Here is a 13,940-nt window from a genome sequence, read left to right as displayed (position 1 = left end):
CCCCGCGGCCGGCGCGGCCCGGCCGCGCGCGGCCGGCGCTGCCCCCGGGGCCGCCGTGCCCGGCCGGGTTCCCGTCTCCACGCCCCCCGCGGTGCCGGACACCGGCTCCGCGCCCGTGTCCGTCCGCACTTCCGGAGCAGTCGCCACCGGATTCCCCCCTCGTCTCGGGTCCCGCGGCGGAACGCGCGGCCCGCCGGCTCCCGGCCGGCGCGGGCCCGGCGCCGCCGCTCTTGCGGCCACCGTAGGGCGGCGGGCCACCGGGGTCGGACGGGGAAGTCCGAGTTGCGCAGTGCCGTCACGACACGTTCATCCGCCCGTTCACCGCCGCTGGGGCGCCGTCCGCGTGGGAGCGGCGCGGGACGCGCACCGGGGCGCACACCCGGCCGGGCACGGGCGCCCCCGCGGGGCCCCGGCGTGCCCCCGTGCGCCGTTGCCCGGCCGCCGCCGTGCCCCGAACCATGGACCCGGCGATCTTCGCCGGGCCCCGGCGGGGCGAGGGAGGGAGTCCGCGGTGGACACTGCGGCGGAACGGTACGGCGACCGGCTGTTCTCACACACCCATGGCGACGAGGCCGAGCGCCTCGGGGCGCTCGCGCGGGCGCTCGACCCGGTGACCTTCCGGCGCCTTGAGCGCTTCGGGCTGCCGGAGGACGCGCGCTGCCTCGACATCGGCTCGGGCGCGGGCACGGTCGCCGCGTGGCTGGCGCTGCGGTGCCCGAAGGGCGAGGTCGTCGCCACGGACGTGGACACCCGGCACTTCCCGCCGCAGGAGCGGCGGCGTGGCTGGCGCGCCCTGGAGCACGACGTGACCGCCGACTCCTTCCCCGAGGGGTCCTTCGACCTGGTCCATGCGCGCTGGGTCTTCTCCCACCACCGCGACCGGGACACCGTCCTCGCCCGGGTGGTGCGCTGGCTGGCCCCTGGGGGCCTGCTGTTCGTCGAGGACATGGCGGGCTTCCCGCTGGAGTCGTCGCCCCACCCGCTCTACCGCAGGGTGGGCCTCGGCATGTGCGAGACGGTGGAGCGGCGCCTCGGCACGGACTGCGCGTGGGCGCGTACGTTCCCCTCGCCGCTGCGCTCCCTTGGGCTCGTCCAGGTGGGCGCCGAGGCCACGCTGCCCACCGTCGGGCCCGGCCCCATGGGCAGGTTCTGGCGGCTGACGGCCGAGCAGATGGCCCAGGACCTGCACACGGTGCACGGCCTCAGCCACGGCGAACTCGCCGCGTTCTCCGCCCTGGTGGAGAGCCCCGACTTCAGCGACCTGTGCCTTGCGGACGTCGCAGCCTGGGGCCGCCGCCCCCTGCGCTGACCGGCGGGCGCCCGCGCCGACCGGCACCACCCGCGAGACGGCGCCCTCACGCACCCACCGGCGCCCGCGGACACCTCAGCCGCGGTTCTCGCCCGCCGCGGTCCGCTTGAGCGACCTGACGCGCCGCACCACGCCCCGTACGCGCGCGTTGCGCGGGATGAAGGCCATGCGCGCGGGCAGGCCGCCCGGCAGGCCGAGCACGGTGAGCCTGCGGCGTTTGAAGTAGCGCATCGTACGGGCATCCTGATGCTTCGTCAGGTACCGCACGGCGCGCTCCCGCAGGTCCGGGTTGACCTTCGGCTGCATCGCGAAGCCGACCGCGGCGAGCAGTTCCGTCAGCTCCGCCGTGCGGCCGCCGAGGCGCTGCGCCTCGACCGCGGCCCTGTCGGTGACGTCGGGCAGCAGCTCGTGGCAGATCGTCACGGGCACGCGGTTGCTGTTCTCGTACGGGGTGAGCCGTTCGAGCAGCAGCTCCGTGCCGACGCGCGCGACGCGCAGCCCGTAGAGGGACGCGGCGGTGAACAGCGCGGTGGAGAAGCAACCGACGACGAGCCCCGGCCGCAGCCGCTGGTAGAGCACCTCGGCGATGACCGGCGCTTCGACGGTCGTCAGCTCGACGCCGAGCCGCGCCGCCTCCTCTTCGAGGCGCAGGGAGAAGCGGGCGGGCGCGGTGGGGTGCGGCTTGAAGACGACCCGGCGGTGGCCGAGCGCGTGCGCGCCCCGCACCATCTTCACGTGCAGGTCCTCCTCTTCGTCCGCGGTGAGGATGGAGAGCGCGGAGAGGTACTGGCCGAGGAGGAGCGCGGGCTGCCGGGCCGCGGGCACACCGGCGTCCGCGGTGTCGTCGGCCGGGGCCGCCGCGGGGATGCCCGGCAGGTCGGGCGCGTCGGCACCGATCTCGGCGAGGACCTTCAGGAACGCCTCGGTGGGCACGACGGCCGGCTCCGAGCCGAACTCCCGCAGCAGCATGGGCCGCAGGCCCGGTACGAGGTCGAGGTGGAGCACCCGGCCGATGCGGGTGCCGATCAGCGGGGTGATCCTGTTGCGGGTGGGGCCGTAGCTCATCAGGCCGTCCGCGTAGAGGTCGATCGGCGCGCCGGTGAAGATGTCGGTGACCGCGAGCGCGGGCACCACCTGGATCGACTCGGCGACGAGGTGCACCGGGTCGTCGCCGAGCTGCCACAGCAGCCGCAGGTGGCGCTCCCACAGGGGCACGTCGTCGGGGCGCGGCGACCAGGAGCCGGGGTGGAAGGGGTGGATGGCCTCGTTCCAGGAGCGCACCTCGTCGAACCGGTCGCGCAGCCGCTCGAAGCCGGACATCTCGTCGAGCCCCGGCGTGGTCTCGGGGTTGGCCGCGTTGTTCGACACCAGCAGGATGGTGCGGGAGGCGGGCTCGAAGCACCCGGCGTCCAGCGCGGCGGCCAGCGTCGCCGCGCCGTAGAGGGTGGACGCGAGGAGGATTCGGGTGGTCATGCGGCGGCCTCCGCGGGAGCCGTGCGGCGGCGCAGCTTGGCGAGTTGGCCCGCGCGCCGGTGGTCGAGAGAGGACAGGGTGTCGTCGAGCACGTCCTGTGGCATCCTGCGCAGGGCCGCGGCGCTCATCGCCTTGAGCTGCCGGGCGACGCCCGGCTCGAACCGCTCGATCTGGCCCAGGTGGTGGGTGATGATCGCGCAGTAGGTGCGTACGGCCTTCGGCATCAGCCGGTCGGCCTCCGGGTCCTCGGCGGTCTCGCGCAGCAGTTGGTCGAAGGCGGCGACGAAGTCGAGCTGGCGGGTGTCGCCGATCTGCGTGAGCGAGGACTGGACGCCGCGCCGGTAGTAGTAGCCGAGGTGGTTGACCGCGGCGCAGGACTCGGCCTCCCGGTGCAGCTTCCAGATCCACGGCCGGTCCTCGGCGGTGTGCAGGCCCTCGGGGAAGGCCATCAGGCCCGCGTCGTACAGGCGGCGGTGGAAGAGGCCGGCCCACGAGTAGGGGTAGTCGACCGAGGTGGAGCGGTTGTCGGGAAGGATCAGGTCGCGGGGCCTGAGGACGGTGCCGCGCGGGCCGATCGGGGCGCGGTAGACGGTGCGGGCGCGTGCCGTGCAGCGGACCTGGTCGGTGCGGATGAAGTCGACGCCGAGCCGCTCGATCTCCGTCACCAGCGCGGGCAGGTAGTCGCGCGCCAGCCAGTCGTCGCCGTCGAGGAACGTCAGGTACTCGCCCGTCGCCGCTCGAAGGCCCGTGTTGCGGGCCGTGCCGATGCTGCTGTTCCGCTCGTGTCTGATCTGGCGGACCTCGCAGCGCAGCTGGGGCGCGAAGGCTTCGACCACGTCCGGCGTGCCGTCGGTTGAGCAGTCGTCCACGAAGACGACCTCGTCGTCGGCGCCGAGGTTCGCCCGCAGGCTGCGCAGGGCTTCGGTGATGAAGGGCCGCACGTTGTAGTACGGCACGATGACGGAGAGCTTGACCACTCCGGTGACGCTAGGCGCTGGTCCGGGTCCGTTCCCTACGGGGCGGAGTACGACGGGTGAACGGCACATGACGGAACCCTTAACCACCTCCTGAAGTGCGCGCTTTCCCCATTCGTAGACGGGCTGTTAACCCTTTGTTGCCATGGAGTTGGGCCGCTGACCGACGTGGCTTCCTAACGTCCGGGACGTGCCCTCACGTACCAGTCACGCGGTCCGGGTCGCCGTGCTCGCCGACTCCGACACCCGGTGGAAGTGGGGCGCGCTGACCGCGCGCCGCATCGCTCCCGCCGGCCGCGCCGTCGAGCTCAGCGGTTTCCTGCTGCGCGGCCGCGCCACGCCCACCGCCCGCCAGCTCGCGGAGGTGGGGGCGGAGGCCGCCGAGGTCCGCGAGATCACGGGGACCGCCTTCCTCGCCGCGCTCGCGGCCGACCCCGGGGCGTACGACCTGGTCGTGCTCGCCCTCGTCGGCGGCGGTGTGCAGGCGATGCTGCACGGCATCGCCGCGCTCGGCCTCGCGCGGCGGCCCGTCGTCGTCACCGGCTATGTCGGCGTGGTCTACGAGAAGCTCGCCGACGGGCTGCTGCTGCGGCACGGCGCCGATGTCGTCCTCGCCAACTCCCGCCACGACGCGCTCCGTTTCCGCGACGTGTACGAGGGCGTCGGGGCGGACGCCGCGTGCGTCACCGAGGCGGCGCTGCCGTTCCTCGGCGGTGCGCGCTACGCGCCGCGGGAGGGCCGCGACACGGTCGTCTTCGCGGCCCAGCCGTCCGTCCCTGTGACCCGCGCCGACCGCGCGTACGTGCTGCGGCGGCTGATCGAGCACGCCAGGCTGCACCCGCGCCGCGAGGTGCTGTTGAAGCTGCGCAGCCGCGTCGGCGAACAGACCACGCACGTCGAGGAGTTCCCCTATCAGCGGCTCGCCGAGCGCACACCCGGCGGCCTGCCACCCAACTTCCGCCTCGTGTACGGGAACATGGGCGAGGTCCTGGACGCGGCGGACCTCCTGGTCACGGTCTCCTCGACCGCGGCGCTCGAAGCGCTGCACCGGCGCATCCCGACCGCGATCCTCACCGACCTCGGCATCCGCGAGCCCCTCGGCAACCACCACTTCATCGGCTCAGGCTGCCTCGCCTCCTTCGACCAGCTCGACAGCGGCCTCAAGCCGCGCGCCGACGCCGTGTGGGCCGACCGGCAGGGCGTCGCCGCCGGGGGCGCCACCTCCGGGGAAGGTTCGTACGCCGCCGCCTTCGACCAGGCGCGCGACCGCGTCGCGAAGCTGCTCGACGGACCCGAACTCCCGCCCATCGCCCCCTACTACACCCGCACCACGGCCCCCGGCTACCTGCCGCAGCTGCTCGCGAGGCACCGCCTCGGCCCGGACGGCAGGCCGCTGCCTGCCGGCGCCACGGCACGCGACGCGTCCGGCATGCGCCGGGCCGTGCGGCAGGCCGTGCGCGGCGCGGCCCGCGGCGCGTACCGCCACGGCGTGCAGCGCGTCGCGCCCGTCATCCGCCGGATGGGCGAGCTGTGAACCGGCCCGTGCACCAAGGAGCACCTATGACCGTCCTCGCCGTGATCCCCGCCCGCGGTGGGTCCAAGGGCGTGCCCGCGAAGAACCTCGCCCAGGTCGGCGGCGTGCCGCTGGTGGTGCGCGCCGTACGGGCCTGCCGCGCGGCCCGCGGGGTCACCGACGTCGTCGTCTCCACGGACGACGCGGCGATCGCCGGGGCGGCGCGCGCCGCGGGCGCCGGCGTCGTGCTGCGGCCCGCCGCGATCGCCGGGGACACGGCGACCAGCGAGGCGGCCGTGCTGCACGCCATGGACGCCTTCGAGGCGGAGCGCGGCACCACCGTCGACGTGGTGCTGCTCGTCCAGTGCACCAGCCCGTTCGTCACCGCGCAGGACATGGACGGCGTCGCCGCCGCGATCACCGCGGGCGGTGCCGACACCGCGCTGACCGTCGCCCCCTCGCATGGCTTCCTCTGGCGCGAGGGCGGACCTGAGGGCGCGGAGGACGGCTTCGGCGTCAACCACGACAAGTCCGACAGGCCGCGCCGCCAGGACCGGCCTGCCGAGTACCTGGAGACGGGCGCCGCGTACGCGATGCGCGCCGACGGCTTCCGGGCCGCCGGGCACCGCTTCTTCGGCCGTACGAAGCTGGTCGCCACGGAGGCGGCGCGCGTCCTGGAGATCGACGACCCGCACGACCTGGACCGGGCGCGCGCGCTCGCGCCGCTGCTCGACCCGGCGGTGCTGCCCGCCCACGGCGACGTGGACGCGGTCGTCCTCGACTTCGACGGCACGCAGACCGACGACCGGGTCTACATCGACTCCGAGGGCCGCGAGATGGTCTCCGTGCACCGCGGCGACGGCCTCGGCGTCGCCGCGCTGCGCCGGGCCGGGCTCGAACTGCTGGTGCTCTCCACCGAGCGGAACCCGGTCGTCGCGGCCCGCGCGAGAAAGCTCAAGGTGCCGGTACTGCACGGTATCGACCGCAAGGATCTCGCACTGAAGCAGTGGTGCGACGAGCACGGGGTCACGCCCGAGCGCGTGCTCTACGTCGGCAACGACGTGAACGACCTCCCGTGCTTCGGCCTCGTCGGCTGGCCCGTGGCCGTCGCGAGCGCCCACGACGCCGTACGCGCTGCCGCGCGCGCCGTCACGACCACGCCGGGCGGCGAGGGAGCGATCCGTGAGATCGCCGGCTGGCTGCTGGGACCGGGGCTGCACGCCCCCGCCCCCCACCTCACCCCGAGCAACCCGAACAACCCGAACAACCCGAACACCCCAGTCAGCAACGACAGTTAAGGACAGTCCCATGAGCACCGACGCCTCTTCCCGCCTGCGCACGCTGGGTTCGCGCACGGCAGGACCCGGTCGTCCCGTCTATGTCACGGGTGAGATCGGCATCAACCACAACGGCGAGCTCGACAACGCGATCGCACTGATCGACGTCGCCGCCGAGGCCGGCTGCGACGCGGTCAAGTTCCAGAAGCGCACCCCGGAGATCTGCACCCCGCGCGACCAGTGGGACATCGAGCGCGACACCCCCTGGGGCCGGATGAAGTACATCGACTACCGCCACCGCGTGGAGTTCGGCGAGGACGAGTACCGCGCCATCGACGAGCACTGCAAGGAGAAGGGCATCGCCTGGTTCGCGTCCCCGTGGGACACCGAGGCGGTCGCGTTCCTTGAGAAGTTCGACTCGATCCCCGCGCACAAGGTCGCGTCCGCGTCGCTCACCGACGACGAACTGCTGCGCACGCTGCGCGCCACGGGCCGTACCGTCATCCTGTCGACGGGCATGTCGACGCCGAAGCAGATCCGCCACGCCGTGGAGGTGCTCGGCAGCGGGAACATCCTGCTCTGCCACGCCACGTCGACGTACCCGGCGAAGGCGGAGGAGCTGAACCTGCGGGTCATCAACACCCTCCAGAACGAGTACCCGAACGTGCCGATCGGCTACAGCGGCCACGAGACGGGCCTCCAGACGACGCTCGCCGCGGTCGCGCTCGGCGCCGTGTTCGTGGAGCGCCACATCACTCTCGACCGCGCGATGTGGGGCTCCGACCAGGCGGCGTCCGTGGAGCCGCAGGGCCTCCAGCGCCTGGTGCGCGACATCCGCACCATCGAGGCGTCCCTCGGTGACGGCGTGAAGAAGGTCTACGAGTCCGAGCTCGGCCCGATGAAGAAGCTCCGCCGCGTGCCGGGCGTCGTGGCCGAGGCCGAAGCGGCGCGGGCCTGACGGCGCGGGCCGTGCCGCGTACGAGCGGGGAACGAGCCCCGCGCCGCCGCGACCTCCGCGCCCAGCGGGCCATCGCGTTCGTGGAGAGCCCCGTCCAGCTGCTGAACGTACTGGAGTGGGCGGGCACGGGGACGAGGGCGGACGACCTGACCGTCGTGGTCCTCTCCCCCACCGACCCGATGTCGCGGGGACAGTTGCGCCGGATGGCGGAACTCGCCCGCGACCAGGGCTGCACGGTGCGCTGGCAGGAGGCGAGGGGCGGCGCGGGGGCCCCGCTCAAGACGGTGCGCCAGCTGGCGCCGCTGCTGCACAGGGCGGGCCGGATCGTGATCGGCGACCCGTTCTCCCGGTACGTGCAGCTGCTGCTGACGATGGCGGGCGGCAAGTGGCTGACCGTCGTGGACGACGGCACGGCGACGATGGAGTTCGTCGGCCAGCTCGCGCGCGGCGAGCGCCTGGTGCGGTGGCACCGGCGCGGCGGCGCGCGCGGGCCGCGTGAACTCGCCCTCGCCCCCGTCACCGCGGCGGCCCGCCGCCGTCTCACCCCCACGGCCGCCAGGTCGGTGGAGGTGTTCACGTCCATGCCGGTGCGGGAGGCGCCCGCGGGCATAGACGTGACGGAGAACAGCTTCGCGTGGACCCGGGCCACCTTCGGCCCGCCGAAGCTCCTCGACGGCGCCGACCTGGTCGGCACGTCGCTGGTGGAGACGGGCGTCGTGGACGAGGCCCGGTACACCGAGGCGGTGAAGGCGCTGGCCCGCGAGCACCGCGCGATCCGCTACTTCGCGCACCGCCGCGAGCACGTCGACAAGCTGCACGCGCTCCACGCGGCGACCGGCCTGGAGATCGTCCGCCCCGACCTGCCCCTCGAACTCATCGCCCGCAGGGGCCCCACGAGCCGCACGATCCTGAGCTTCCCCTCGACGGTCGTCCACACCCTGCCCCTGGCCCTGGCGGGCACCGGCGTCAGGGTCGCGGTCTGCGACATCGCCCCCGAGTGGCTCAAGGCCGGCGCCTCCCCCCGCGCCCAGGGCTTCCTCTCGGGCGTCACCGACGCGGCCAAGAACGTCCACCGCCTGGCCGGCCCGGCGTGACGCTCCTCCGCCCCGGCCCCGAAGGGCCAGGCGGGGGGCGTCAGTTCGTGGCCTGGTCGAGGGCGGCGAGCACCGCGGGCCACGGGAGGTCTTGCCGGGGCGTGGGCGCGCGGGGGCCGTGCAGGGGCCAGACGTCCGGGCCCTGGACCAGGTGGACGCCCGCCTCGCGCAGCGTGGTGATGTGGCCCTGCCATGCGGGGTGGCGCGCGTGGGCGGTGTTGATCTTGGGAAACACGACGACCGGGACGGCAGGGATGCCGAGAGCCTCGCCCAGCTGGGTCAGGGCCTGGTTGTCCGCGATGCCCAGCGCGAGCTTGGCGACCGTGTTGGCGGTGGCAGGGGCGACGACGTAGCAGTCCGCGTCCGGGTGGGGGCGGGCCTCGCCCGGCAGACGCGGCGCGTCGCGCACGGGCAGGCCGGTCAGCCGGGCGAGGCGGTCGGCCTCGCCGGTCGCGCGCAGCCAGCGTCCCGCGGTGGGCGTGAGGGTCACGGCGACCCGCCAGCCGCGGGCGAGGGCCGGTTCCACGAGCCCCGTCCGCAGGGTCTCGACCCCGCCCGCCCCCGTGCCCACGACCCCGAGGACCCCGCGCTCCTGCGCACGCACCGCGCCACCGCTCCCCTGGTCAGAAGACGTCCGCCGGGACATACGTGCCCCAGACCTCGCGGAGGGCGTCGCAGACCTCGCCGACCGTGGCACGGGCCGCGAGCGCCCTCTTCATCGGGTAGAGGACATTGTCCTCGCCCTTCGCCGCCTGCTGGAGCTCGGCGAGCGCTGCCGCGACGGCGCCCTGGTCGCGCTCCGCGCGCAACGCGGCGAGGCGGGCCGCCTGCTGGGCCTCGATCGCGGGGTCGACGCGCAGCGGCTCGTACGGCTCCTCCTCGTCGAGCTGGTAGCGGTTGACGCCGACGACGACGCGTTCGCCGCTGTCGGTCTCCTGGGCGATCGTGTAGGCGCTGCGCTCGATCTCGTTCTTCTGGAAGCCGCGTTCGATGGCGTTGACCGCGCCGCCGAGGTCCTCGACCCGCTCCATCAGCAGGACAGCGGCCACCTCCACCTCGTCGGTGAGCTTCTCCACGACATAACTCCCCGCGAACGGGTCGACGGTGGCGGTCACGTCCGTCTCGTACGCCAGCACCTGCTGTGTGCGCAGCGCGAGGCGCGCGGACTTGTCCGTGGGCAGGGCGATCGCCTCGTCGAAGGAGTTGGTGTGCAGCGACTGGGTGCCGCCGAGCACCGCGGCGAGACCCTGCACCGCGACCCGTACGAGATTCACCTCGGGCTGCTGCGCGGTGAGTTGGACCCCCGCGGTCTGCGTGTGGAAGCGCAGCATCAGCGACTTGGGGTTCTTCGCGCCGAACTCCTCGCGCATCACGCGGGCCCAGATCCTGCGCGCAGCACGGAACTTGGCGACCTCTTCCAGGATCGTGGTGCGGGCCACGAAGAAGAACGAGAGGCGCGGCGCGAAGTCGTCCACGTCCATGCCCGCCGCGACGGCGGTGCGCACGTACTCGATCCCGTCGGCGAGCGTGAACGCGATCTCCTGCGCGGGCGACGCGCCCGCCTCCGCCATGTGGTAGCCGGAGATGGAGATGGTGTTCCAGCGCGGGATCTCGGCCTTGCAGTACTTGAAGATGTCGGCGATCAGCCGCAGCGACGGCTTCGGCGGGAAGATGTACGTGCCGCGCGCGATGTACTCCTTCAGCACGTCGTTCTGGATCGTGCCGGTGAGCTGACCGGGCGCCACGCCCTGCTCCTCGGCGACCAGTTGGTACATCAGCAGCAGCAGCGCCGCGGGCGCGTTGATCGTCATCGACGTGGAGACCCTGTCCAGCGGGATCCCGCCGAACAGCACCCGCATGTCGTCGATCGAGTCGATCGCGACGCCGACCTTGCCGACCTCGCCGGCGGCGATCGCCGCGTCGCTGTCGTGACCCATCTGCGTCGGCAGGTCGAAGGCGACGGACAGGCCCGTCGTGCCGTTGGCGATGAGCTGCTTGTAGCGGGCGTTGGACTCGGTGGCCGTGCCGAACCCGGCGTACTGCCGCATCGTCCAGGGCCTGCCCGTGTACATGCTCGGGTAGACACCGCGGGTGTACGGGTACGCGCCGGGCTCGCCCAGCTTCTCCGCCGGGTCCCAGCCGGTGAGGTCGCCGGGGCCGTAGACGGGCTGCACGGGGAATCCGCTCTCGGTCACTCGTCCGCTGCCGGGCTCGCGCGCCATGGTCCGTGCCTTCCTCGGAAACTCGCGTGGACCTCGGTGTCCACCTGGGTGCCGGACGCCGCCCCGGCTGCGGGCACGGGCCCGCCCGGGCTGCGTCCTCCGGCGGACTGTAGTGGGGCGGGTGCGGCCGGTGGAGGGCCACACGCTGGGAGCTTGCTCACAGCGCGGACGCGCGCACCCGACGGGCGGCTGCCCGGCAGGGGGCGGCGCCCGCGGCGCGGGAAAGGGGCGCGGACGGGACCGGGGGAACGTGCCCCGTCCGCGCCTGTGCGCTGAGCCGAAGGTACGGGGGGAACCCCGGCTCGTTGCGCGGCCGATGACCAGTCGGCCCACTTTCTACTGCGCCGTAGCGCGGAAAAACGTCACACCCTTGCGCGCGGGGTGCGAAGTCGCAGGTCGCGGGCGTCGTGGCTCACCGTGGGCGCGCGTCCTCGGCCGCGTCCCGGTCACCGCCCGGGTCACCGCCCCGGGCCGCGTCCCGGGCCGCGTCCCGGGCCGCCGCCGGTACGGCGGAGGGGCGCGCGACGGCGGACGGGGCGCCCTGCGGGGGCGCGGGCTTGGTTCCCGCGGGGGCCGTGGGTGCGGTGGGCGCCGCGGAGTTCGCGGAATCCGCCGGGGTGCTCGGGCGTTTCGGGACGCTCGGGCCGTCCGGGGTGCCCGGGGCCGAAGAGGCCGGTGGGCCCGCGGGCTCCGACGACGGAGCGTCTGACGGGTCCGACGAGGTCGGCGGCTCGGACGAAGGGGACGTGCTGCCGGGGCCCGCCGGGCCGCTTGAGCCGCCGGACGGCGGGGAGTCGGGCCTGCCGCTGCCGCCGGGGTCGTACGCGCCGAAGCCGCCGCCGCGGCTCGGCGACGGGTCGCCCGCGCTCGCCGAGGAGCCGCCGCTGTCGCGGGTGCGGACGTCGAGGAGGCCGTCGCAGAAGGACGCGGCGGCCCCCGCGCCCCGCGCGGCACGGAACAGCTGCGCCTTGTGGCGGGCGTCGAGGGTGCCGTCCCTGAGGTGCTCGCAGGCATCGACGGCCGCCGCGTACCAGGCGGAGGAGGTGCCGCCGGCCTGCGGGGCCGACCAGACCCCGGCCGCTGGCGCCCGGGAGGTCGGGGTGCCGATGACGGCGGTCCGGGCGCCGCCGAGCGCGAGCAGCTCTCTGCCCACGGTCCGCCAGGGCCCCGGCGCGGCGCTCTCCGCGCCGCCCGGCAGGGTGCCGGGCGAGAGGCCGGGGGCGGGCTCCGCGCCGCCCGCGTGCCCGGTGGCGGACGGGAGCGGCTCACCGGTCACGGCGGCGGGCGAGCGCGGCAGTTGGTCGCTGCCGGCGGGCGCGGGCACCACGAACACCCCGGACCCCACGGCGAGGGCGGCGCTGCCGACGAAGCACCCCACGAGCAGCGCGGCGAATCCCACCCGCGGCCGCGCGCCACGGCCCTGGCCGCCGTTCTCCGCGCGGCCGGCTCCCACGGGCACCGGGCGGACACCGCGTCCCCGCGGCTTCCCGGCCCGGCCACGCACCCGGACGGACCGCACGGTGGCCACGCCCCTACGGGGTCTGGCCCCGCCGTCCCACGCACCGGGCGTCCCGACGCCCCGCGCGGCCACGTCCACGGGATCCGGCGCGTCCCCCACGGCGGGCATCCCCGTACCGCGCGCGGCGCGATTCTCGCGGGCCGGGTCGCCGCCCCCCCCGCCGCCCCCGCGTACGGCGAGGTTGCCGAGGGCCCGGCGCGCGCCGTCCGGGCCCGCGCCGTCCGGGCCGAAGGCGTCCGGGCCCGCGCCGTCCGGGCCGGAGGCGTCCGGGCCGGAGGCGTCCGGGCCGGGCGCCGCGGTGTCCCCGGGGGCCGGGGCCGTGTCGTGCGGTGGGCGGCGCGTGGTGTTCCGGAAGGCCGCGAGTGCGGCTGCCTCGCCGCGGGTCTCGCCGGGCACGGCCGCGGCGCGGGCCGGGGAACGCGGTGTGTTTGCTGGTGCGACGCGGGCGAGGGCGCGCAGGGCCGAGACGGCACGCGCCGCAGCCGCCGCGTGTGCGCCGGTGGTCCCGACGAGGTCACCGCGCAGGAGCCTCTCCGCGGTGTCCTGGTCGAGCCACGGGTCACGCTCGTCGGCCATCACATGTCCTTCTGCGTCCGCGGGCGCGAATGCGTCACACCCACGGGTTCCGACACCCCCGCCACCGGGGTGCGCTGCACCGGCACACCGCCCAGCGGCCCGCAGCGGCCCGCGAGGCCGAGCGGGTCCTCCGGTTCCGTGGCGGCGCCGGGGGCTCGGACAGGGCGCCCCGCAGCCTCGAAGGACCCCGCCTCCATCAGCTCGGCGAGCCGTTTCAGGCCACGGTGGGCGGCCGTGCGGACGGCGCCCGGCCGCTTGCCGAGGGTCTCCGCCGCCGTCTTCGCGTCGAGCCCCACCACGACGCGCAGCACCACGGCCTCCGCCTGGTCCTGCGGCAGTTGGGCGATGAACGCGAGGGTGCGGCCGGTGGCCAGGGCCTCCATGGCCTCGTCCGCGGTGTCAGAGTCGGCGGCCCACCCGGTCAGTTCGCTGTCGTCGCCGCCCACGGCGGGCCGCCTGCCGCGCATCCGGATGTGGTCGAGCGCGCGGTTGCGGGCTATCCGGGCGGCCCAGCCCCTGAAGCGGTCGGCGTCGCCCTCGAAGGAGCCCAGGTCGCGGGCGATCTGGAGCCAGCCCTCCGAGGTGACGTCCTCGGCGTCGAAGTCGCCGACGAGCGTCCTGACATAGCCGAGCAGCCGAGGGTGCACGGCCCGGTAGACGGTACGGAAGGCGTCCTCGTCCCCGTCCCGAGCCGCGTGCACCGCGGCGGTCAGCTCCGCGTCATCCCCCAGCACAACCCACAACCCGTCCTGATCCGCAGCTGGTCATTGCCGCGCCACCCCACGCGATTTGCACGCTACGGCCTTTTCGTGCCCCGCGTCCATGACTCGTACAAGCCGCAACAATTTACTGCGCCCAGGTGTGACAGAAACGGCACGGTCGGCGCTGTCTTGAATGACGGGGTCGCAACGCGGCACCGCACGGCGACGGCCGGGGTCTCTCCTGTGGGGGGTGGCGGCCCCGGTCGTCGTTTCGGTTTCAGGGATCTGGCCCGCGGCGATACACAGGCTCGGTGACCAGCATGG

The 13,940-nt window shown here is 74.7% G+C and carries 11 protein-coding genes; 5 read left to right on the top strand and 6 right to left on the bottom strand.

The window, feature by feature from the left end:
• Window positions 1-511 precede the first annotated feature (511 nt).
• Window positions 512-1,309, top strand: a complete 798-nt coding sequence (locus ABEA77_RS24575) for a class I SAM-dependent methyltransferase (RefSeq protein WP_345651617.1) — start codon at window positions 512-514, stop codon at window positions 1,307-1,309.
• Between the two features lie 75 nt (window positions 1,310-1,384).
• Here the strand turns inward: ABEA77_RS24575 and ABEA77_RS24570 are convergent, their stop codons facing one another.
• Both ABEA77_RS24570 and ABEA77_RS24565 read right to left on the bottom strand, forming a co-directional pair.
• A complete protein-coding gene (locus tag ABEA77_RS24570) occupies window positions 1,385-2,782 on the bottom strand; it encodes a polysialyltransferase family glycosyltransferase (protein WP_345651614.1) in 1,398 nt (465 codons plus the stop codon).
• Entirely contained in the window at window positions 2,779-3,759 is a 981-nt protein-coding gene (locus ABEA77_RS24565) for a glycosyltransferase family 2 protein (protein WP_345651611.1), read from the bottom strand. Before ABEA77_RS24565 ends, ABEA77_RS24570 begins: the two co-directional genes overlap by 4 nt.
• 187 nt (window positions 3,760-3,946) lie before the next feature.
• On the opposite strand from ABEA77_RS24565, the gene ABEA77_RS24560 reads away from it, so the two are divergent.
• Genes ABEA77_RS24560 through ABEA77_RS24545 form a run of 4 tightly spaced genes read left to right on the top strand, consistent with a single transcriptional unit; the run spans window position 3,947 to window position 8,598 of the window.
• Window positions 3,947-5,290 carry a DUF6716 putative glycosyltransferase gene (locus ABEA77_RS24560; protein ID WP_345651608.1) on the top strand — a complete coding sequence of 448 codons (1,344 nt, stop codon included), beginning with the start codon at window positions 3,947-3,949 and terminating at the stop codon, window positions 5,288-5,290.
• A gap of 26 nt (window positions 5,291-5,316) precedes the next feature.
• Window positions 5,317-6,567: a cytidylyltransferase domain-containing protein gene (locus ABEA77_RS24555; protein WP_345651605.1), complete on the top strand. Its 1,251-nt coding sequence runs from the start codon at window positions 5,317-5,319 to the stop codon at window positions 6,565-6,567.
• 10 nt (window positions 6,568-6,577) lie between these two features.
• Window positions 6,578-7,504: an N-acetylneuraminate synthase family protein gene (locus ABEA77_RS24550; RefSeq protein WP_345651602.1), complete on the top strand. Its 927-nt coding sequence runs from the start codon at window positions 6,578-6,580 to the stop codon at window positions 7,502-7,504.
• A gap of 11 nt (window positions 7,505-7,515) precedes the next feature.
• The gene (locus tag ABEA77_RS24545; RefSeq protein WP_345651600.1) at window positions 7,516-8,598 is read left to right on the top strand and encodes a hypothetical protein; all 1,083 of its coding nucleotides are present in this window, start codon (window positions 7,516-7,518) and stop codon (window positions 8,596-8,598) included.
• 40 nt (window positions 8,599-8,638) lie between these two features.
• Here ABEA77_RS24545 and ABEA77_RS24540 read toward each other — a convergent pair whose 3' ends face one another.
• From ABEA77_RS24540 to ABEA77_RS24525, 4 genes are all read right to left on the bottom strand, one after another.
• Window positions 8,639-9,202, bottom strand: a complete 564-nt coding sequence (locus ABEA77_RS24540) for a flavoprotein (protein WP_345651597.1) — start codon at window positions 9,200-9,202, stop codon at window positions 8,639-8,641.
• Between the two features lie 19 nt (window positions 9,203-9,221).
• Window positions 9,222-10,820 (bottom strand): acyl-CoA mutase large subunit family protein, encoded by a 1,599-nt coding sequence (locus ABEA77_RS24535; RefSeq protein ID WP_345651596.1) that lies wholly within the window; start codon window positions 10,818-10,820, stop codon window positions 9,222-9,224.
• Window positions 10,821-11,232: 412 nt separating this feature from the next.
• Window positions 11,233-12,915, bottom strand: coding sequence for a hypothetical protein (locus tag ABEA77_RS24530; protein WP_345651593.1), 1,683 nt, complete (start codon window positions 12,913-12,915; stop codon window positions 11,233-11,235).
• A complete protein-coding gene (locus ABEA77_RS24525) occupies window positions 12,915-13,649 on the bottom strand; it encodes an RNA polymerase sigma factor (protein WP_345651591.1) in 735 nt (244 codons plus the stop codon). Before ABEA77_RS24525 ends, ABEA77_RS24530 begins: the two co-directional genes overlap by 1 nt.
• Between the last annotated feature and the right edge of the window lie 291 nt (window positions 13,650-13,940).

Source organism: Streptomyces tremellae (assembly GCF_039540215.1).
Classification (GTDB): domain Bacteria; phylum Actinomycetota; class Actinomycetes; order Streptomycetales; family Streptomycetaceae; genus Streptomyces; species Streptomyces tremellae.
The sequence above is the reverse complement of the archived record's forward strand: the minus strand, read 5'-3'. Positions and strand labels throughout refer to the sequence as shown.

Bases quoted from the DNA above. Each gene is read 5' to 3' on its own strand.
- ABEA77_RS24555 (WP_345651605.1), top strand. From the start codon at position 5,317: ATGACCGTCCTCGCCGTGATCCCCGCCCGCGGTGGGTCCAAGGGCGTG.
- ABEA77_RS24535 (WP_345651596.1), bottom strand. From the start codon at position 10,820: ATGGCGCGCGAGCCCGGCAGCGGACGAGTGACCGAGAGCGGATTCCCC.
- ABEA77_RS24530 (WP_345651593.1), bottom strand. From the start codon at position 12,915: ATGGCCGACGAGCGTGACCCGTGGCTCGACCAGGACACCGCGGAGAGG.
- ABEA77_RS24550 (WP_345651602.1), top strand. From the start codon at position 6,578: ATGAGCACCGACGCCTCTTCCCGCCTGCGCACGCTGGGTTCGCGCACG.
- ABEA77_RS24570 (WP_345651614.1), bottom strand. From the start codon at position 2,782: ATGACCACCCGAATCCTCCTCGCGTCCACCCTCTACGGCGCGGCGACG.